The organism is Nitrosomonas sp. Is35, from assembly GCF_033063295.1.
Lineage (GTDB): Bacteria > Pseudomonadota > Gammaproteobacteria > Burkholderiales > Nitrosomonadaceae > Nitrosomonas.
This window is the reverse complement of sequence record NZ_JAWJZH010000001.1, coordinates 3,177,373-3,195,075: the sequence shown is the minus strand read 5'-3', so window position 1 is coordinate 3,195,075 and position 17,703 is coordinate 3,177,373. Positions and strand designations below refer to the sequence as shown.

The window sequence follows — 17,703 nt, the reverse complement described above, 5'->3', positions numbered from 1 at the left end:
GCGCGAACGCTTATTTCAATGAAAACTCAGCCTTGCTGCCTTTCTTTTCAGAACCCTCGCCGGTTTCGTGGATACCGACGACAAAAATGCGTTCGCTGGAAATCCCGCCAGTCTCGACCAGCCAGTTACGCGCAGCGGTGGCGCGGTTCTCGGCCAGCGCTTGCAAATCGCTATCGGTAACGGTGAGATGGGTCAGAATGAGTTGTTCCATTTCAGCGCTGGGAAGGCTCTTGGCCAATCCGATGGCGTTCTTGGGTTTGTCGAAAGATTCTTTTTTGTAGGCAATTTCAAGATATTTGCTGTATTCCTGCGGAGTCAATTTGATATCCGTGATGGCGCCGCTGGCGATGCCTTTTTTGGTATCTTCGGCTAATTTCTGCGCTTTGACTTTGGTTTGCAACATGGCCAGCTTGAGCCCTTCGTGATCCGCATCCGGATCGACATGACCGGAAATTTCCAGTTGCAGCGATGAGCGGTCTTTTAAAACCCCGGCCAAGGTTTCCAGGCGCTGCGCGGATTCGGTCTCGATATCGGCAAAACCGGGTGTAAAGGAAATCTCGGATAATTCTTCACCGCCTTCAAACACCGAGCCAAGCAATGCGAACGGCGAGGTGATCGCCTTGGAGATCATATTGATAAACGCTGAAAAGACAATGTCGCCGAGATTGAAATCCGGATCGTCGATGGAGCCCTTGAGCGGCAGATGAAGATTGATTTCACCGCGGCGATTCTTAAGCAGCGAGATGGCCAGATCGAGCGGAAGCGATACCGCATTTTCACTCTCGACCTTCTCACCGAGAGTGAATTGATCGAGAAAGATCTTGTTATCCGCTGTTAATGCGCCATTTTCGATCTGGTAATTGACGTCAGCCGACAGTTTTCCCTTCTCAATTTCATAACCGATATATTTTCCCGAATAAGGGCTGAATGGCGGCAGATCGATACCTTTAACCTGCGCAACGATATCCAGCAGCAATTCGGCGCTGAACGGATCGACGGTTCCTTGGATATGCAAAGGCGCGGTTTTGCTGACCATGCCGCGGATATCGACTTTTCCCGATTTGCCCGGATAGAGCGGACCAACCTGGCCGGTAAGCGCGGTCAGCTTGGCGCGGTAATTCGGTTTAATAAACCGGTCATTGAAATCGATATTGCCTTGTTGCAGGTAAATCTTGCCGATATGCACCGGTGTTTCGCTTTTTGGCACGGTTGCGCTAAGATCCTTGGATGCCGCTGCGGTAATCGAGGCGACCGGTTCCGACGGTTTTCCGGTTTGAATGATTTGTTTCAGATTGAGCGTGCCATCCGGCTGGATGATCATGCGCGCAAAGAAATCGCTCAAATAAAGTGTGTTGATATCCACCAGCAGGGGATCATTGGTGTAGTTGAGGCGGCCGATTTCCAGTTTTTTCCAGCGCAGCAAATCATAGGCATTTTTGCTATCGAAGATATTGAAATTGCCCAGTTTTCCTTCGCCGCTCAATTGAATCTTTAACGGATCGCCGCTGGCTTTGAAATTTCCCGCGAAAGAAATATCGCCGCTGGTGAGCAGCGCGGTGAGTTTATCGCCCAGCCAGCCTTGCAGCGATACCAGATCAACCGCATTGAGGTTCAGCAGCAAGTCCGCTGACAGCGGCGACCAGGCCAGCGCGCCGCTGGCTTTGATGCTGCCGTGTTGATTGACTTGTCCTTGTAACGTGAGTTGCAGCGGTTCTATGCCGTCGAGATCGATGTCTTCCAGCGCCAAATCGAGCGAATCGATAACCATCGGGGTGATTTTTGTCAGCGATAGATCTTCATAGCGCAGCTTGGCCGATTTGAATTGGATGCTTTTGATGTGCGGTACCCAAGGTTTAGCGGCAGAGGATTTTTTCCCGCTGCTGCCGCTATCCACGCGCGCGAGTTTCTGCTGCTGCGGTTCTTTTCCGGCTGTTTGGACTGTATTGGCAGGATATGCGGGTTTTCTGCCCGGGATCGGAATCATCACCCGCTCTACCGGTGCGCTTGCAGAAGACTTGAATGATTTGGATGACTCAGAAGATCCGGAAGACTCAAACAGACGGGAAAGATCGAGATTTCCCTGCGCATCGCGGCGTAATGTCGTGTTAAATCCGTCCAGTGTAATGGTGCCCAAGGCAATTTTTTGTGCCGCGGTATTGACGGTGATATCAGGAATGGCCAATTTGGCCAGTGATAGCGCCGGTTCTTTATCGCCATCGCGCGTCAGTGCGGCTTGGTCGATATGGAGTTTTATCCGTGACGGTTGCTTTCCGGTCGGGTCGGCTTTGGTCAACGCGATATTCAAATGTTTCAATTGCGCTTGATAAGGGGCGGCTACGGCACTGTTCTTAAGGGTGAGCTGCCGCAGCGAAGTGGCGCCGGTCACTTCTATTTGCGGTTCTTTACCCGTTTCCTGGGTGAAAGAGAGATTCAGGTTACTGTCGTAAAAGCCGGAAAGCAGACGAATGCCTTCCGGCAAAGTGACGTAGCGGTCAAAGCGGGTTAAATCTGCATTATCCAGCTTAAAAGTCAGCGTCGCTTCCTGAGCGGCGGCAAAAGGACGCAATTTACCGTCGAGTGACAGAAGCGCGCCGTTAATTTTCGCGCTGAAATGCGGCGCTATCCAGTCATTTTCCGTGCCGCCGGTATTGGCGACGATTGGGATGCCGAAGTTAATTTCACTGATGCTGTGCTCGGCATTTTCGTGCTGATCGATAAATTCAACATGTCCGCCTTGAATAGCGATATTGCTGATTGAAAAAGGAATAGCGGTTTTATTTTCAGTATCCTCCTGCTCTGCCGGTTGATTGAACCGTTCCAGCAAATCGGAGATATTCAATTGGTCTTCGCTTTTCCGCACCAGACGCAGTTGCGGTTCTGTCAGGGTGATGGACGAAACCACAGCGGCGCGTTGCTTGAGCGATTCCAAACTGAGACCGATGTGCAGCGTGTTGAAGGAAAAAAGCGCTGCGTTCGCTTCAGCGCTATCCACTTTCTCGCCGATGCGGAAACCCTGTATGTTCAGCTCGAGCGTGCGTGGTTTTAGTTCAATTGCCGCAACCGTTACCGGGCGTTGCAGAATTTCTGACAGGCGGATTTCGAGTTGGGATTTGGCATAACCGGGCAGCCAGTAGGTGCCAAGTGCAGCTAATGCGGCAATCAGAATCGCAATCACGCCGAGGCTGATGCCCAGCCGTTTGTATCGAATAACACGTTGCTGCGAGGTCGGAGTCATAGCGATGCCCTGTCAATTTCTACAGCGGGTTAGCGAAGTTTCAAAACATTTTAAATGGATAGGATGTTGATGATATAAGTTTCTAACCGGGGGCAAATTGAGCTGCTCAGAAACTGTTGCGGAGTCAGTCTGATCGCTCAATTTACGGAATTTACCGGAACCGGATAAGCGGCTTATGTTAATGATGCGCGCCTGCTTTCAGGCTGATGAGTTCGACGTCGAATATCAAGGTTGCATCCGGAGGAATAACGTTCCCAGCACCGCGTGAGCCATAAGCCATGGAAGGTGGAATAATGAGCGTGCGTTGCCCGCCGACTTTCATGCCTTGAACGCCCTGATCCCAGCCTTTGATCACACGCCCTGCGCCGAGCATGAAAGAAAAATATTCCTTACGATCATAGGAGCTATCGAATTTCTTGCCTTTTTTGTCGGGCGCGTTTTCATCGAAGAGCCAGCCGGTATAATGTACGCTGACGGTTTTTCCAATTTCCGCTTCTTCGCCGGAGCCTACTTTGGTATCGATTTTTTGAAGTGCGGGACCATCGGCCGAAGCCGTGTTCTTATTAGCGAAAACAGTCTGGGGCAGCAGTGTCAGTGCCAGCAGAACGAAACTTAAGTGAAACAGTGTTTTGATAGTACGCATGGTTTCCTCGAGAATAAATAAAATCCGGTTAATTTTAGCAATTAACGCATGCATATTATAACTGGTAACATCAATTCTTTTTATCACTGGCTGCTTGAATGGATCGTTTTTGCCAGGGTTTGATCAAATCACCTAGTGTGCAGTATTTTTACAGATAACATTTTTTCTTTATGACATCCAATATGCACTTACCCGAACAACGTGAAACCGGCCGCAATGAGCCGCCACTAGCGGAGCAACAAGCGGCCGATTTATTATGTCTGCATGATTCGCCGGTGGTGCGCGCCATGTATCTGGGCGCTGGCTTTGTGGCGTTATTTTTGGCCGTATTAGGGGCAATTTTGCCGGTATTACCAACGACGCCGTTTGTGTTATTGGCGGCGGCCTGTTTCGCACGCGGCTCCGAGCACTTTCATCGTAAATTGCTGGAAAATCGGATTGCCGGACCGATCATTCGTGAATGGACCCTCTATCGCAGCATTCCCCAGCGTGTTAAACGCTGGGTGTATTTTTTGATGACATTGTCATTTGGCAGTTCAATTCTGATTGTGCCTGAACTATGGCAGAAAATAATGCTGGTTGTAATCGGCAGCATACTGGCCTTTTATATTTGGCGGATTCCGGTCAGAAAAGTCTGAATTGCAATGACGGATTTCTGAATTTAAGATTTCATTTAAGCATTAAATGCTTACCATCAATTTCCTCATCATGGGCGAATTTTCCTACGTTGTTTAATCATTATTAGCACGATTAAGATTTCCTTAAATCAAAATATTCAGCGACGCTCACCGGTGATATAAATAAATCTCAATGAAATGATTATGGTTTGTTAGTTCTTTGTTAAATATGAACTTTTCCGGCCTTGGCTGATATTACAAATTGAGCTAAAGCTATATCAATTATTTCCGTAAGAAGACTCTTACTTATTTTAATGAGTGGATGCTATGAGAATTAATGAACCCGTTACCCAACGTGATATGGGAATGAATAATGATTGTGAAATAATTTCTACGACTAACTTAAAGGGAGCGCTCACGTCGGCTAATGAAGACTTTGTCCGGATGAGCGGTTATACGTGGGAAGAACTCGAACATAAGAATCATAATATCATCCGCCATCCCGACGTGCCGCCGGAAGCGTATGCGATGTTATGGGAGTCGTTGAAAGGCGGTAATCCCTGGATGGGCATGGTTAAGAACCGTAACAAAAATGGCGATCACTATTGGGTGGACGCCTTTGCCAGCCCGCTCTATGAGGGAGGTAATATTGTCGGTTATCAGTCAGTCAGGGTAAAACCTGAGAAAGCTTGGGTTGATCGCGCGGAAGCTTTGTACGCAAGTATTATGGCAAAAAAATCGCCCGATGATAAACGACGCTCTAAACTTGATAAAGTAAAACTTACACGATTTCCTATCAGCTTCACTGGAAAGATGGCACTATTCGTATCGAGCATTTTTGCTTTTGTTTTTAGCGGTTTAGCACTGGCGGAACAAATTTCATTACTTTCCGCTTTGTCCGGTTTTCTTGCCGGTAGTTTGGTTAGCACGGCTGTCATCTATCAAATGTTAAGTGTATTGCGCAACCTGGCAGAAAAATCCGAGAAAGTTGCGAATGATCCACTGGCACGCTATGTGTATACCGGAAGAAGTGACGAATTCGGTCAGCTTGAATATGTGCAGATATTTCTGAATGCAAAACTTCGTACCGCGATTGGCCGGGTTAAAGAATCAACTACCGTTCTGGAAGATGTTGCAGATGAATTAACCAGCAGTAGCGTTGATTTATCAAGCCGCACCGAAAACCAAGCATCCAGTCTTGAAGAAACGGCATCCAGCATGGAAGAAATCACTTCTACCGTGCAGCAAAATGCAAGCAACGCTAAACAAGCCAATATTCTGGTGCAGGAAGCGCGCAAACAAGCTGAGAAAAGTGGTTCTGTGGTTTCAAGCACGATGCAAGCGATGTCGCAAATTAACGAAAGCAGCAAGAAAATTGCCGACATTACCAATGTGATTGACGAAATTGCATTCCAAACCAATTTGCTGGCGCTGAATGCGGCAGTGGAAGCTGCCCGTGCCGGGGAACAAGGGCGTGGTTTTGCGGTAGTCGCTAACGAAGTGCGCAGTCTGGCTGGCCGTAGTGCTGAGTCAGCAAAGCAAATCAAAGAGCTTATTAACGATAGTGTTACCAAAGTGGAAAATGGTACACAGCTGGTAAACCAATCGGCCGATTCGTTAAAAATGATCACTGAGAGTGTCAGAAAAATTTCCGATATCGTCGGTGAAATTTCTCAGTCATCCGAAGAGCAATCGAACGGAATAGAGCAAGTTAATCAAGCGATTATGCAAATTGATCAAGTAACCCAGCAAAATGGGCAGCTGGTAGAGAAATTGACATCGTCCACTGGCGCCATGTCGCAAAAAGTCAAAATGCTTGCCGTTCTGGCAAATCAATTCAAAATCGAAAGTAAGTAGATTGTCACTACCCCAAAAAGCCGGAATTGATGCACAGCTGATTCCGGCTTTTTTATTGATTACAGGAAAATAACTCCGCGTGGGATTTGACTGAGCGCTATAGCTCCTGAATCCAAATTTTTCGTAGCATCAGGATATAATTGGATCAGAGCGTGAAACAATGCATTGTAGTTGCCACAATTTGCATTGGTTGTCAGCACATCGCTCATCCGCTCTGATATCAAAGTGCTAAAATATTTTCATGGATGAAAAAGAAAAAATACCGGATTTTGATTTTGACCAGTGGTCCAGGATTGCTCGCGAGGAACCCGAGAGGTTTGAAGCAATGCGCCAGGACATGATCAATCAATTAATTGCGCAGGCACCGGATCATCTCAAACCGCGCATGACCGGCCTGCAATGGCAAGTCGATCAAATTCGCAAGCAAGCTGGCAACCCGATGGCCGCCTGTTTACAGATTTCGCAGAAAATGTGGGCCAATGTGCTTGGAGAAACGGGTTTATTCAAAGCGCTTCAGGAGCCTAAAAAAATACTGCATACTTTGGAACAAGCTCCCGCCGGTAAAGTCTTGTCGTTTGAACGGCCTAAATCCGGCAAGTAAATCCGCTCTAAGCTTCTTCAATAGGGGAATTCAATGCGTACAACACGCCGCGCTTTTTATCCTGTGCTGTTCATTGCAAGCGGCATTCTATCGTTCGGTCAGGTTACGGTCATGGCTGGTGCTGACGAACGGCTGAGTACGCTGAGCGATCAGAAAGCGGTGGCAGTAACGATCTATAACAGTGACTTAGCGTTGATAAAAGATGTGCGCAACGTTTCCTTGATCAACGGCGATTTTAATCTGGCCTGGCGTGATGTCAGCGCGCTAATGCGGCCTGAAACGGCATTGCTAAGGAGTGTCACCAATCCGGGTAGCATTACAATTGCCGAGCAAAACTTCAATTTCGATTTGCTCACGCCGCAAAGTCTGCTGAGTAAATACGTCGGTCAAACAGTGTCGATCGTTAAAATCAATCCGGCTACCGGCGTTGAAAGCAAAGAGAGCGCATTGGTGCTGGCGGCTACCGAGGGTGTGGTGCTCAAGATGGCCGATCGCATTGAAACTGGATTGCCGGGCCGCATCACCTTTGAGAATGTGCCCGGCAACTTGCGTGATCGCCCTACGCTGGTGATCGAGGGAATTCATCATGGCCACACAGCGCAAGCGTTGGAACTGAGTTATTTGACCGGCGGTCTGGCTTGGAAAGCGGATTATGTCGCTGAACTGAATGATGCGGATGATCAACTGGATTTGTCCGGCTGGGTGACGTTGACGAACACCAGTGGTACCCGGTATGTCAATGCAAAGCTGCAATTGGTGGCCGGTGATATCAACCGGGTGCAGCAAGAATTCGCTGCACCAGTAGCGATGAGAGCCAAAATGGCGGCGGATAACGCTGTCGAGCCGATGCGCCAGGAATCGCTCATGGAATATCATCTCTATAACCTGGATCGGTTAACGACGATTGCCGAGAACCAAACTAAGCAAGTCGCGCTACTGAATGCCTCCGGCGTGCCAGCCCGTAAAGAGCTGGTGCTGGCGGGCAGCGATTATTATTATGCTTCCGGTTATGGTGATCTGGGACAGAAACTGAAAGTGAGTGTGTTCATGCAGTTTGATAATAAAGAATCGGCCCGGTTAGGCATACCGCTGCCCAAAGGTATTTTACGCGCCTACAAACGCGATAAAGCCGGAAACGCCCAGTTCGTCGGTGAAGATCGCATCGATCACACACCGAAGAACGAGATCGTGCGGGTAAAGCTGGGGCAGTCTTTTGATGTCACAGCGGATAAGAAACAAACCGATTTCAAGCAATTAAGCACCGGGAACAATAGCGTTAACCGTTTTGAAAGCGCTTACGAAATCACGCTCAAAAATGCCAAAAAGGAAATGGCCACGGTCACTGTGCAAGAACCCATACCGGGTGACTGGAAAATAATCGAAGAAAGCCAGCCGCACCATAAACCAGCCAGTAACACAGCCGTATGGCAAGTGACTGTCCCTGCGGAAAGCGCAGTTACGCTGAAGTATCGCGTCCAAGTCAGGTTCTGACGACAGTTTTTAATGGCTAAAAATTCTTCAGCGTTCAAAAATCATTTGGCAGCGGCTGTGTTTTCATGTTGATTTGAAATAAAAGCCCTGATCAAAATCATACCGGCCACTCCTCCGGCCGCATCAATAAAGAAATCGTTCAAAAGCGCAGTTCGCCCTTCAATATATAACTGTACGATTTCTGTGCCGCCAGCCAGCAGAAGAATAATCGTGACCGTTTGCAGGATCGATTCTCTTTTCATCATGACGCTGAGGATTAGGCCAAGCAAGAAAAAGAAGCCGAGATGCCAAACTTTGGATAAATCCCAAGGAATGATCGTTTTAAAAGATTCGCTGTCGGCATCGATTTGAACTTTGACTTCGCTGGAGACCTGGTTTTTCATGTCACCTGGCAGGGTTGTCCCGGCAATGATGGCGATAAAGGCGGAAACCAGCAGGAAGCGGACGACGATGTTTTTCTTGTCCATGAACAGGAATGAACCGGTAAACAGCAGGAAATATGCGCTCCAAGCCAACAGAATGATGTCGCGAACCGACTTATAATCCGGATTTTCGTAAACCGGATAAACCCGCATATTTTTAATCTGCAACGACCCGGTGGATTGGCTCAATTGTACGATCAGCTGGATGTTCTGGATTCCGGGTGCAATCGTGAAAGCCTTGCGGTAATTTTTCCAGTCATGGGTTCCTGTCAGGGCAACCGCCGCGTGGGGCAGATCCCAGCGGTCTTTCTTGCCATCATTTTGCGCTAATAGAAGCCGGGCGGAGTTCCAGGGTTTTATGCCCGCGATCACATTCGCGCACCGCATATCAGCGGATACTAATAAGACAGTGCCGGGTTTTACCATTGGAAGATGACGGAGCGCGCTGGCGCCGGTTTTGGCATCGCTGGAAAAAAGGCTCAAGCCATTTTCCGTGACCTCGACCCGGCTGCTTTCCGTGGTCCGGAACTGCCAATCGGCGGTCTGAAGCTCCGGACCAATTTGCACATACTGTTCAAATCTGGCGTGCGATATCAGGGTGGCAATCGCCAGCAGTATGAATAAAAAGCAATTTGTTTTGAACAAAGGCATACGTCAGCCCGCTGTGCGCAGCCGGATAGAAAGATCCAGTCCGCTTCCGTATTCAGGAAAAGAGATCAAACACTTGTTCCTTCGCCGTATCGACGGATCATTCTGCGCGGGCTTTGTTTCGCATCGCATGCCTTAAGATCAGGCGGTTTTCGCCATCAATCGCTATGGATTCTAAAAATACTGAACCATCAAGCTAACGTATCCAGCGGCAAAAATAACGAGGACAATGACAATGAGTTTTTTCATCGCGTTAATTCCTTTCAGTCGAATAGTGATTAATCATTTTTGTTCCGTGCTACCAGTGCATAAGTAAAACGCATCCCGGGCTTCGCCGTCAAGCGTCTGCTTTATTTTTGGCGTGGGATGGCAGGAACGCAATGCTGAGCCAATCGTTTCGTGCCAGATTCCGCATTTATCCTCGAATGATAAACGGGCATTGGCGGGGCTGGTGGAAGGCAGCCGTGAGAGTTTGAGCAAACCCACATTTTGTGCAGGCATTACATACCGTTTAAAACAAGCTTCCGCTGTTCCGCCGTTAAAAAATACCTGCGCGATGGCGCGGTGCCGGGAAAAAAAAGACTGGAAGTCATTGCTGATCTGCGTGCCGGTTTCAATCATCGAATCCAGGCTACCGCTGCGCTTGCACGATTTGAGCACATCCCACAGCGCGATCGGCGATGATCGCAGCGCGGCAATTTTTTCCTGATACGAAGCTTCCGAATCGATGTGCAGCAATTGCGCCATGATCGGCCAGAAGGCATTGCGGCGGTGGGCGTAATATTGTTTGGCGGCTAATGACGCTTCACCCGGCATGCTGCCGAGGATCAGAATTTTCGCCTGGCTGCCGGCGATGGGAGGAAAACTATAAACAGTCGGCATACCCTGTTGCGGTAGATTAGTCGACGTAATAATGCCGCACGGCGTGACCATGCTGATCCAGTTCGTAAACCAGCGGCCGGCCGGTAGCCAATCGTGTTTTCATGACTTGTGCGGAGGTGAGCTGATCCAACAGCATCGTGACTACGCGCAAGGTATTGCGATGGGAAACTATCAGGACACGTTTTCCGTGCTGAATTTCCGGCCGGATGGTTTCTTCCCAATAGGGTTTTACCCGTGCCAGGGTGTTTTGCATGCTTTCTCCCAGCGGCAGCTCATTTTTATCGATACCGGCGTAACCGGGGAGATTGCCGGGAAAGCGGGGATCGTGCGCATCCAGATACGGCGGTGTTGCATCAAATTTGATCTGGCAGCCCAGAATGGGCCAGATACCGAACTTCTTGATGGCTGGCCAGCGTTCCATGCCTTCCAGCGCGCCGTAATGGCGCTCGTTCAAGCGCCAGCTTTCATGCACCGGTATATCCAGTTGCATGGCGGAGAGCACGATGCGCGCGGTGGTTTTGGCGCGCTGCAAGGAAGAGGTAAAACATAGATCGAAGGTTAGACCGGCCTGCTTTAGCAAATAAGCGGCTTGTTTTGCTTCCTGCTCGCCCTTGGCGCTCAAGGGAATATCGCTCCAGCCGGTGAATTTCTTGTCGCGATTCCAGATGCTCTGGCCGTGCCGCAGCAAGACAAGCTGGGTGATGTGCTGCTGCGAGTTTTCTACCGTTGGAATGGCTTTGAGCATTAGCCGTTTTGTTGCGGTGATGTTTTGGCGGCTTCGGAGGATTCGTGCCAGATTTGTTTGAGCGCGGGCCATAAACCGCTGCGGATGGTTTTGATGTATTGCGAATTATCGGTCAAGTTATTGACCAGGCGGCGCTGGGCTTTACCGAGGTTGTGATACGGCATGCTCATGAACAAGTGGTGCGTGGCGTGAAAACGCAAGCCGACTGGCGCCCATAGCGGCGTGATCAGAACATTACCGGGAATATTGACCGAATCCAGGTATTGTTCGGCTAATGTCATTTTGCGGTCGCCAGGATTGCGGTAGGCATGCGCCGCCAATGTGCGCAGCGAATTGAGAATGAACACAGCTACTGCGGTGAGGTACCATAACACCAGCACCGAATAAGGCAGCACACCCAACGCAACCAGTGCAATGACGCTCGCGCCGAATAGGAAAGCGCCCAGCTCCTGCTGGCGCCAATTGAGATCGTTGCGGATCGCATCCGGCGCGCGCCGGTAGGCGGGGTCAATCGTCAACGACGATGCGCGTTCCCACACAATTCTCCGCAACGGTGGAATCAAATAGGAAACCGGCGTCAGCAGCACAAACCGCGCGGCCAGTGCAATTGGAATCAAAAACGATAGCAACACATAAACTATCATTTCCGCCGGTTTGCGTGTGGCAAACGGCAGGTACTCGCCATCCGCGCTGGTGCCGTACACATCCGGTTTGTGATGGTCGTTATGCACGCCATCGTAAGTGAAAGACGGGATCATGAACGGGATGCCGCAAATGATGTTCCACACTAGGCGGAAATTCTTGAATGTGCCTTTTTTTAAATGCGCCAGTTCGTGCACGAAAATCGCCGAACGATACAACGCCAGCACGGCAACTACAAATCCGCCCAATTGCCACAACGAAAATGCGGGTGATAACAACGCGGTGAGAAACGCCGCCCAGCCCAGCGTGATGTGAAACAGAAAATCCGTCCAGTAAATCCACGGATTCGGCGTCATCAGGTCACGTACCAGATGATGTGCTTCGCGTAGCGGAAATTCTTTGACGTAAGGGGCTTTTTCTTCGGTCACGTGTCGTCTCGCCTTGTTTTGCTTAAGACCAGCAGGATTGAAGGTGATTCATAATGTGCTGATTGATCGCCGCATCGGTGGTATTGACTTGCCCCAAGCTCGGCATGGCGGGCCAGCCCGCGTCGATAAATTCCATCCCGGCAAACGGCTTGGGCTGTGCATAACGTGGAATCACATGAAAATGCACATCGGGATCGACCATCATCAGCATCAAATAATTGATTTTGTCATAGTGGAAGGCTTTTGCCAGTGCCGATTCAATTTGTCCGGTGACGGTGTGTAGTTCCGCGAAACTGGCCGGGCTCAGTTGCGAAAATGCCTGTGCCGGTTCATGTGCGGCCAGAACCAGCGCACCCAGTGTCGCCTGGGCTGGGCGTAGCATGACCGACCAGTATTGAAACGACCGGATAATCGTTTGCGGCGCGCCAAACTTGCGCATGGTGGCATTGAAATCGGATGGAATCGAATATTGCATTATGCGAATTTATTGACTGAAAATGATGCCTGCGCGGGATAGATCCTCGATAAAATCGATTTCACACCAGCGCAATCCGTTGATCGAGCAGGAATTGACCAGATGCTGCTTAGCCAGCCGGTCGATAATCGACAAATACCACGATTTCAGCTCCGCCGGATGACGCAACGCTTCTTCCACGGCTTGCCGGAATGTTTGCACACCGTTGCCGCGAAAATAGATCAGCCCGATGGATTCCGCGTTGACTTGATGCGGCGGCACGATTTTACTCACTTGTTGCACCCAGCCATCGGCGTTCAATTGCACTTTCATATCGTCGGCGTCGTAGCTATCCTTAAAATCCACACTCAGTGTAATGGGCGCGGATTCTGAATTCAAGACTTTGTCCAACAGCGCGGTTTCGATCACGGTATCGCCATTTAGTATCAAAAAATCGCTATCCATTTCGGTACGCGCAATCCAGCAGCTCGCCAGATTATCCGCCACCTCGTAAAAAGGATTGAATAGGATTCTAATCTTGGGATGATGGGCGTACCGTTGTTGCAGCAATTCCTCAATTTGCGCCACCTGGAAACCCGTGATAATGGTGACCTCTTCGACACCGGCCGCGAGCAAGGCGTCGATTTGCCAAGCCAGCACGGGTTTACCGGCAACCGGCAACAGGCATTTCGGGGTGTTCTCGGTCAGTGGCAGTAAGCGCCGCCCCTGCCCTGCGCTCAGGATGATGGCTTTGACCGGCTGTGTGGTTTGATTCGTCATAAATGAATGGATTTTAGGCAGCTTTGTATACAAAGCAATAATAGCGACGCTGCATTGTAACCAAGTTTGGATTTAGCGCGGTATTTTTAGAACGAGAGACTGTTGATCTGGCGCAATTCTGCAACAATGCGTTGCGTGGCGCGCAAAAAATCGTCCACTTGTTGAAGTGTGTTGTCACGGCCTAGACTGACACGCACCGCGCAGCGCGCGAGCATCGGATCGACTTGCATCGCCGCCAGCACATGGCTTTGCCCCGGATTCACACTGGAGCACGCTGCCCCGGCGGCAACGGCAAAACCGGCTTTGTCCAATTTAACCACTAGCGTATCGCCCTCGATATCCGGCAGCGCGAAATAACAGGTATTCGGAATGCGCGCCGCCTGTCCGCCGAAAATCGCCGCGCCCATGCCGGTCAACCCGGTTTCCAGCCGATCACGCAACTTAGCAACGTGCTGCGCGGTTTCCGCCAAGCGCGCGACGGCCAATTCGCACGCCACACCAAATCCCACAATTGCAGGCACATTCTCGGTGCCGGAACGCAAGCCATTTTCATGGCCACCCCCGTAAATCAATGGTTTCAACAGCAAGCGCTTATCGACGATCAACGCCGCCGCGCCTTTCGGGCCATAAACCTTGTGCGCCGACAACGTCATCGCATGCACTTTCAGCGCGGCAAAATCCACCGGAATTTTGCCCAATCCCTGAATCGCATCGGTGTGAACGTAAGCGCCATGCGAGCGCGCCAATTCGGCAATCGCAGCGACATCCTGGATCACGCCGGTTTCGTTATTCGCCAGCATGACCGACACCAGTCCCGGTTTATTCGCCTGCATCGCCGCAGTGGCGGCAGCGACATCGGCTTGCCCGTCCGCATTGACCGCCAATTGCTGCAACGGCCAAGGATCGCAACCACGCCGCGCAATCGCCTGCGCCGGTTTCAGCACACATGGATGCTCGATCGCGCTGATGAACAGATTCCCCGGTTTTAAACTATCCACCGCGCCGCGCACAAACAAATTGTTCGCTTCCGAACCGCCGCTGGTGAAAACCACCTGCACCGGCTGCACCCCAACCGCCTCCGCCACCTGCTTGCGCGCCTTATCGATCGCCCGCCGGGCATTGATCCCATAACTGTGACGGCTCGACGCATTACCGAATTCCTGCTGGAAATATGGCAGCATGGCTTCTAAAACCGCGTCATCAAGGCGGGTGGTGGCGTTGTGGTCGAAGTAGGTTGGTTCCATGAATTTCGCGGACGGTTAATTGGTAAAAACCGAATGATAAACCTTAAAGGAGTGTTACGACGAATGTGCGTTGACCAAAATCACATGCGCTTGCTGAATATTGTCGCGAAACTGTTCCGGGATTTCATCCCAGACGAATAAATCGACCCGGAACGGCAGCTGACTTTCTTCCAACGCTTCTTTCAACGCGGCGACTGCCCGCTTCTGCTCCACGGATGTAAAAACCGCCAAATCCAAATCGGATTGCGGACGCGCCGTTCCTTTGATGCGTGAACCGTAAACCCAGACCTTCACGTCCGGCAGATAGTCATTCAGCAGATCGATCAGGATTTTGCGCTGATCCGGCGTAATATCGATATCCTGCATTACTGCCCTGTTTGCTTGCTGAGTAATTGGTAGAGCGCAGTAGCATCGCGAATAAAATCGCCCATCAGCGACAAACACGCTTTGGCTTTTTCGCCGCTGTAATCGTGTGTGGTGTGGGTACGCGCTTCGGCGTAATCCAGCCATCGTTCAACAGCGGAAGGCAGCAAATTGTTTTCTGCAGCCAACCGGAAAATCGGCTTCGGACTGTTCGGCACTTCCGGAATACCCAATACTTCAACCAGGTAGCGTTTCAGTACTTTCCACAGGCAGTCATAACATACCTCAAAACGCTGAATCACCGACTCCGCGACCGCCTCCTGCATCAACTTAGGTAATGCAGGATCCAGCGATTGGTAATTCAGAAATTGCGCTTGCAAGTGATTGAGTGATTTCTGAAAGTATTGGTAGTCGATCATGGGTTACAAGCCAGACGGGATTTGGGGATTATAAACGAATACCCCGAGGAAAGAAGATGATGGCGGTAAAGGAGTGGATTCAATAAAACAAGAGGAAAGCCAACAACAGGAACATCTATCATTACAAAATGCTTGCTCTTCTACATACTACAATTGAGTTAATAAGTTCAAGATTAAAGTGGTGGTGGTTGTAGCTCTATCCCTACAGCTTTGAGTTTAGCTAGAGTATCACCGGTTTCATATACCCACTTTTTTGGCATAGTTTGTTTGTACTCAGAGTCAAGTCGTTTTTGTTCCTCTTGGGTTATACGTGCCACGCGCCAGTGCTTCTGCAGTAAGAGAGCTATTTCAGCCTTAGACAGTTTCCCATTTGCGAGAAGACGCTGTGTTTCATTGTAGAGAACTATGCATGGAACCAAATGCTCCAGCCGCGATGGCTCGTCTGCAATTGTCCCTGCTGAGCAGCCTTCAAGAATAAATTTCTCTTCAGGGTGTAATACATGCGAGAACACTCTTGAATGGAAACCGTATCCAGTTGGATTGGATTTGATGTTCAAGAAGTGATCAACCAACAGGAGGCATGTGGCGGTGATAAATTGAGTCATAAATGGAGCGCCTAACTAAATAGATAGAATCAGCTAAATAGCTAAGAATATCTGTATCAATTCGTTAACAAAGATACTCATATGTAATAGACAACTTTTTAACCGAACCCCTTCAGCACATCATCGGTAGAGAAATCGAATCAAGATCATCTACTGACCTCAGAAGCGATCTATTGATCCGATGCCGATGCTGCCGTTGCGTGAAGTTTGATGCCCAGCGCATGGATAACCTTCAAAATCGTATCAAAACTCGGGTTGCGATCGCCTGAAAGCGCTTTATACAGACTTTCGCGCGACAGACCGGAATCGCGCGCTATTTGCGACATGCCTTGGGCGCGCGCGATGTTACCCAGTGCCCGGGCGATGAAGGCGGCGTCGTCACCGGCCTCTTCAAAGCATGCTTCGAGATAAGCGGCCATTTCCTCAGGGGTTCTCAGATGTTCGGCAACATCGAATGGTGTCGTATGTAGTTTGCTATCGGTCATTTGTTTTCCTGTAAGTCATGTATCAAGCGCAGAGCGGTTTTGATGTCGTCCGATTGGCTGCGTTTATCGCCGCCCGCCAGTAAAATAATCAATTTATTTCCAAAAGACTTGAAATACACCCGGTAGCCTGGGCCATAGTCAATTCGCATTTCGGAAACGCCTTCGCCAACCGGTTTTACATCGCCGGGATTGCCCATTGCCAGACGTTCAATCCGAACCAAGATACGCGATCTGGCGCGAATATCGTGCAAGCCGTTCAGCCAATCAACAAATACCTTGGTTTTTCTTATTTCCAGCATCGGTCAAGTGTAGCTATCTGGCTACAGTCCGTCAACACAATAAAAAACTCAAAATATCAAGGTATCAATACGCCACCGGCAGCGGATCCAAACTGCGCCATAAATACCACGTGGCGACCGAGCGCCACGGCTCCCAGGGCTTGGCGAGTTCGAGCATGGTTTTTTTGTCGACCGGTTGTTTATCAAGGTAGTGCAGGCTTATTGCGCGTTGCAGGCCGATGTCGTCGAGCGGCAGCACATCCGGGCGATGCAGATGGAAGATCAGGAACATTTCCGCGGTCCAGCGTCCAATCCCTTTGACCTGAATCAGTTGTTTGATGATGCTTTCATCGTCCAAATCTTCCCACGCCGTTTCATTCAAATCCCCTTCGCGGAAGTGCCGCGATAAATCGTGCAGGTAGATGACCTTTCTTGCGGACAATCCGCACGATCTGAGTAATTCCTGCTCGGCTGCGGCGATGGTGTGCGGCGTGATGTCCGGGATCGCACCGATCACTTTTTGCCAGACGCTTTCGGCGGCTTTGACGGAAATTTGCTGACCGACGATGGAACGTGCGAGTGTTGTGAACGCGCAGCCGCGTGAGATTAATGTGGCATCGGGAAACTGCTCGATCAATTGTTGCATGACGGGATCGCATGTCGCCAATTCTTGTGTGGCTTGTGTCCAGTATTGGGGTGTCATTGCAATGTCAAAGTGGGAAATTAAAGCCGTGCAGTGTGCAGTTTTTTGCCGGTGTAAACAAGCCTGCCTGAATTCATTTCTTCAGCAAAATTGACAGTTCACATTTCATTTTTCTTCTATCTATCTTATTTATTTGAACATTTTACTGCCCATTTGATGGC

The 17,703-nt window shown here is 49.9% G+C and carries 19 protein-coding genes; 4 read left to right on the top strand and 15 right to left on the bottom strand.

Annotated features, from left to right (window positions below):
* Positions 1-10: 10 nt before the first annotated feature.
* Positions 11-3,235, bottom strand: coding sequence for a DUF748 domain-containing protein (locus R2083_RS14825; protein ID WP_317538922.1), 3,225 nt, complete (start codon positions 3,233-3,235; stop codon positions 11-13).
* Between the two features lie 178 nt (positions 3,236-3,413).
* On the bottom strand, positions 3,414-3,878 hold the full coding sequence (locus R2083_RS14820) for an FKBP-type peptidyl-prolyl cis-trans isomerase (RefSeq protein WP_317538921.1): 465 nt from the start codon (positions 3,876-3,878) through the stop codon (positions 3,414-3,416).
* Between the two features lie 182 nt (positions 3,879-4,060).
* On the opposite strand from R2083_RS14820, the gene R2083_RS14815 reads away from it, so the two are divergent.
* From R2083_RS14815 to R2083_RS14800, 4 genes are all read left to right on the top strand, one after another.
* On the top strand, positions 4,061-4,516 hold the full coding sequence (locus R2083_RS14815; protein ID WP_317538920.1) for a YbaN family protein: 456 nt from the start codon (positions 4,061-4,063) through the stop codon (positions 4,514-4,516).
* A 306-nt stretch (positions 4,517-4,822) separates the two neighbouring features.
* The gene (locus R2083_RS14810; RefSeq protein ID WP_317538919.1) at positions 4,823-6,352 is read left to right on the top strand and encodes a PAS domain-containing methyl-accepting chemotaxis protein; all 1,530 of its coding nucleotides are present in this window, start codon (positions 4,823-4,825) and stop codon (positions 6,350-6,352) included.
* 241 nt (positions 6,353-6,593) lie between these two features.
* Positions 6,594-6,953, top strand: a complete 360-nt coding sequence (locus R2083_RS14805) for a DUF3135 domain-containing protein (protein WP_317538918.1) — start codon at positions 6,594-6,596, stop codon at positions 6,951-6,953.
* Positions 6,954-7,064: 111 nt separating this feature from the next.
* Complete coding sequence (locus R2083_RS14800) at positions 7,065-8,444, top strand: DUF4139 domain-containing protein (protein WP_317539011.1); 1,380 nt, start codon at positions 7,065-7,067, stop codon at positions 8,442-8,444.
* Between the two features lie 41 nt (positions 8,445-8,485).
* Here R2083_RS14800 and R2083_RS14795 read toward each other — a convergent pair whose 3' ends face one another.
* From R2083_RS14795 to R2083_RS14735, 13 genes are all read right to left on the bottom strand, one after another.
* Positions 8,486-9,517: a VanZ family protein gene (locus tag R2083_RS14795; protein WP_317538917.1), complete on the bottom strand. Its 1,032-nt coding sequence runs from the start codon at positions 9,515-9,517 to the stop codon at positions 8,486-8,488.
* A 279-nt stretch (positions 9,518-9,796) separates the two neighbouring features.
* Positions 9,797-10,396 carry a DNA-deoxyinosine glycosylase gene (locus R2083_RS14790; protein WP_317538916.1) on the bottom strand — a complete coding sequence of 200 codons (600 nt, stop codon included), beginning with the start codon at positions 10,394-10,396 and terminating at the stop codon, positions 9,797-9,799.
* A gap of 16 nt (positions 10,397-10,412) precedes the next feature.
* The gene (locus R2083_RS14785; RefSeq protein WP_317538915.1) at positions 10,413-11,141 is read right to left on the bottom strand and encodes a 2,3-bisphosphoglycerate-dependent phosphoglycerate mutase; all 729 of its coding nucleotides are present in this window, start codon (positions 11,139-11,141) and stop codon (positions 10,413-10,415) included.
* Positions 11,141-12,211 carry a fatty acid desaturase gene (locus R2083_RS14780; protein WP_317538914.1) on the bottom strand — a complete coding sequence of 357 codons (1,071 nt, stop codon included), beginning with the start codon at positions 12,209-12,211 and terminating at the stop codon, positions 11,141-11,143. Before R2083_RS14780 ends, R2083_RS14785 begins: the two co-directional genes overlap by 1 nt.
* Positions 12,212-12,233: 22 nt before the next feature.
* Entirely contained in the window at positions 12,234-12,686 is a 453-nt protein-coding gene (locus tag R2083_RS14775) for an HIT family protein (RefSeq protein ID WP_317538913.1), read from the bottom strand.
* 9 nt (positions 12,687-12,695) lie between these two features.
* The gene (locus R2083_RS14770) at positions 12,696-13,445 is read right to left on the bottom strand and encodes a phosphocholine cytidylyltransferase family protein (RefSeq protein WP_317538912.1); all 750 of its coding nucleotides are present in this window, start codon (positions 13,443-13,445) and stop codon (positions 12,696-12,698) included.
* An 86-nt stretch (positions 13,446-13,531) separates the two neighbouring features.
* Positions 13,532-14,689: a cysteine desulfurase family protein gene (locus R2083_RS14765; protein WP_317538911.1), complete on the bottom strand. Its 1,158-nt coding sequence runs from the start codon at positions 14,687-14,689 to the stop codon at positions 13,532-13,534.
* A 54-nt stretch (positions 14,690-14,743) separates the two neighbouring features.
* Positions 14,744-15,055: a nucleotidyltransferase domain-containing protein gene (locus tag R2083_RS14760; RefSeq protein ID WP_317538910.1), complete on the bottom strand. Its 312-nt coding sequence runs from the start codon at positions 15,053-15,055 to the stop codon at positions 14,744-14,746.
* Positions 15,055-15,471, bottom strand: coding sequence for a nucleotidyltransferase substrate binding protein (locus tag R2083_RS14755; RefSeq protein WP_317531970.1), 417 nt, complete (start codon positions 15,469-15,471; stop codon positions 15,055-15,057). Before R2083_RS14755 ends, R2083_RS14760 begins: the two co-directional genes overlap by 1 nt.
* Positions 15,472-15,644: 173 nt before the next feature.
* Positions 15,645-16,076 carry a hypothetical protein gene (locus tag R2083_RS14750; protein ID WP_317538909.1) on the bottom strand — a complete coding sequence of 144 codons (432 nt, stop codon included), beginning with the start codon at positions 16,074-16,076 and terminating at the stop codon, positions 15,645-15,647.
* A gap of 170 nt (positions 16,077-16,246) precedes the next feature.
* Positions 16,247-16,561: an addiction module antidote protein gene (locus tag R2083_RS14745; RefSeq protein WP_317538908.1), complete on the bottom strand. Its 315-nt coding sequence runs from the start codon at positions 16,559-16,561 to the stop codon at positions 16,247-16,249.
* Positions 16,558-16,860 carry a type II toxin-antitoxin system RelE/ParE family toxin gene (locus tag R2083_RS14740; RefSeq protein ID WP_317538907.1) on the bottom strand — a complete coding sequence of 101 codons (303 nt, stop codon included), beginning with the start codon at positions 16,858-16,860 and terminating at the stop codon, positions 16,558-16,560. Before R2083_RS14740 ends, R2083_RS14745 begins: the two co-directional genes overlap by 4 nt.
* 64 nt (positions 16,861-16,924) lie before the next feature.
* Complete coding sequence (locus R2083_RS14735) at positions 16,925-17,542, bottom strand: DNA-3-methyladenine glycosylase (RefSeq protein ID WP_317538906.1); 618 nt, start codon at positions 17,540-17,542, stop codon at positions 16,925-16,927.
* Between the last annotated feature and the right edge of the window lie 161 nt (positions 17,543-17,703).

What these genes read in the sequence shown, in the direction of transcription:
- R2083_RS14820 (WP_317538921.1), bottom strand. Translation starts at nt 3,878, where the DNA reads ATGCGTACTATCAAAACACTGTTTCACTTAAGTTTCGTTCTGCTGGCA.
- R2083_RS14825 (WP_317538922.1), bottom strand. Translation starts at nt 3,235, where the DNA reads ATGACTCCGACCTCGCAGCAACGTGTTATTCGATACAAACGGCTGGGC.
- R2083_RS14800 (WP_317539011.1), top strand. Translation starts at nt 7,065, where the DNA reads ATGGCTGGTGCTGACGAACGGCTGAGTACGCTGAGCGATCAGAAAGCG.
- R2083_RS14755 (WP_317531970.1), bottom strand. Translation starts at nt 15,471, where the DNA reads ATGATCGACTACCAATACTTTCAGAAATCACTCAATCACTTGCAAGCG.
- R2083_RS14750 (WP_317538909.1), bottom strand. Translation starts at nt 16,076, where the DNA reads ATGACTCAATTTATCACCGCCACATGCCTCCTGTTGGTTGATCACTTC.
- R2083_RS14760 (WP_317538910.1), bottom strand. Translation starts at nt 15,055, where the DNA reads ATGCAGGATATCGATATTACGCCGGATCAGCGCAAAATCCTGATCGAT.
- R2083_RS14740 (WP_317538907.1), bottom strand. Translation starts at nt 16,860, where the DNA reads ATGCTGGAAATAAGAAAAACCAAGGTATTTGTTGATTGGCTGAACGGC.
- R2083_RS14745 (WP_317538908.1), bottom strand. Translation starts at nt 16,561, where the DNA reads ATGACCGATAGCAAACTACATACGACACCATTCGATGTTGCCGAACAT.
- R2083_RS14735 (WP_317538906.1), bottom strand. Translation starts at nt 17,542, where the DNA reads ATGACACCCCAATACTGGACACAAGCCACACAAGAATTGGCGACATGC.
- R2083_RS14775 (WP_317538913.1), bottom strand. Translation starts at nt 12,686, where the DNA reads ATGCAATATTCGATTCCATCCGATTTCAATGCCACCATGCGCAAGTTT.
- R2083_RS14805 (WP_317538918.1), top strand. Translation starts at nt 6,594, where the DNA reads ATGGATGAAAAAGAAAAAATACCGGATTTTGATTTTGACCAGTGGTCC.
- R2083_RS14785 (WP_317538915.1), bottom strand. Translation starts at nt 11,141, where the DNA reads ATGCTCAAAGCCATTCCAACGGTAGAAAACTCGCAGCAGCACATCACC.
- R2083_RS14790 (WP_317538916.1), bottom strand. Translation starts at nt 10,396, where the DNA reads ATGCCGACTGTTTATAGTTTTCCTCCCATCGCCGGCAGCCAGGCGAAA.
- R2083_RS14795 (WP_317538917.1), bottom strand. Translation starts at nt 9,517, where the DNA reads ATGCCTTTGTTCAAAACAAATTGCTTTTTATTCATACTGCTGGCGATT.
- R2083_RS14765 (WP_317538911.1), bottom strand. Translation starts at nt 14,689, where the DNA reads ATGGAACCAACCTACTTCGACCACAACGCCACCACCCGCCTTGATGAC.
- R2083_RS14815 (WP_317538920.1), top strand. Translation starts at nt 4,061, where the DNA reads ATGCACTTACCCGAACAACGTGAAACCGGCCGCAATGAGCCGCCACTA.
- R2083_RS14770 (WP_317538912.1), bottom strand. Translation starts at nt 13,445, where the DNA reads ATGACGAATCAAACCACACAGCCGGTCAAAGCCATCATCCTGAGCGCA.
- R2083_RS14810 (WP_317538919.1), top strand. Translation starts at nt 4,823, where the DNA reads ATGAGAATTAATGAACCCGTTACCCAACGTGATATGGGAATGAATAAT.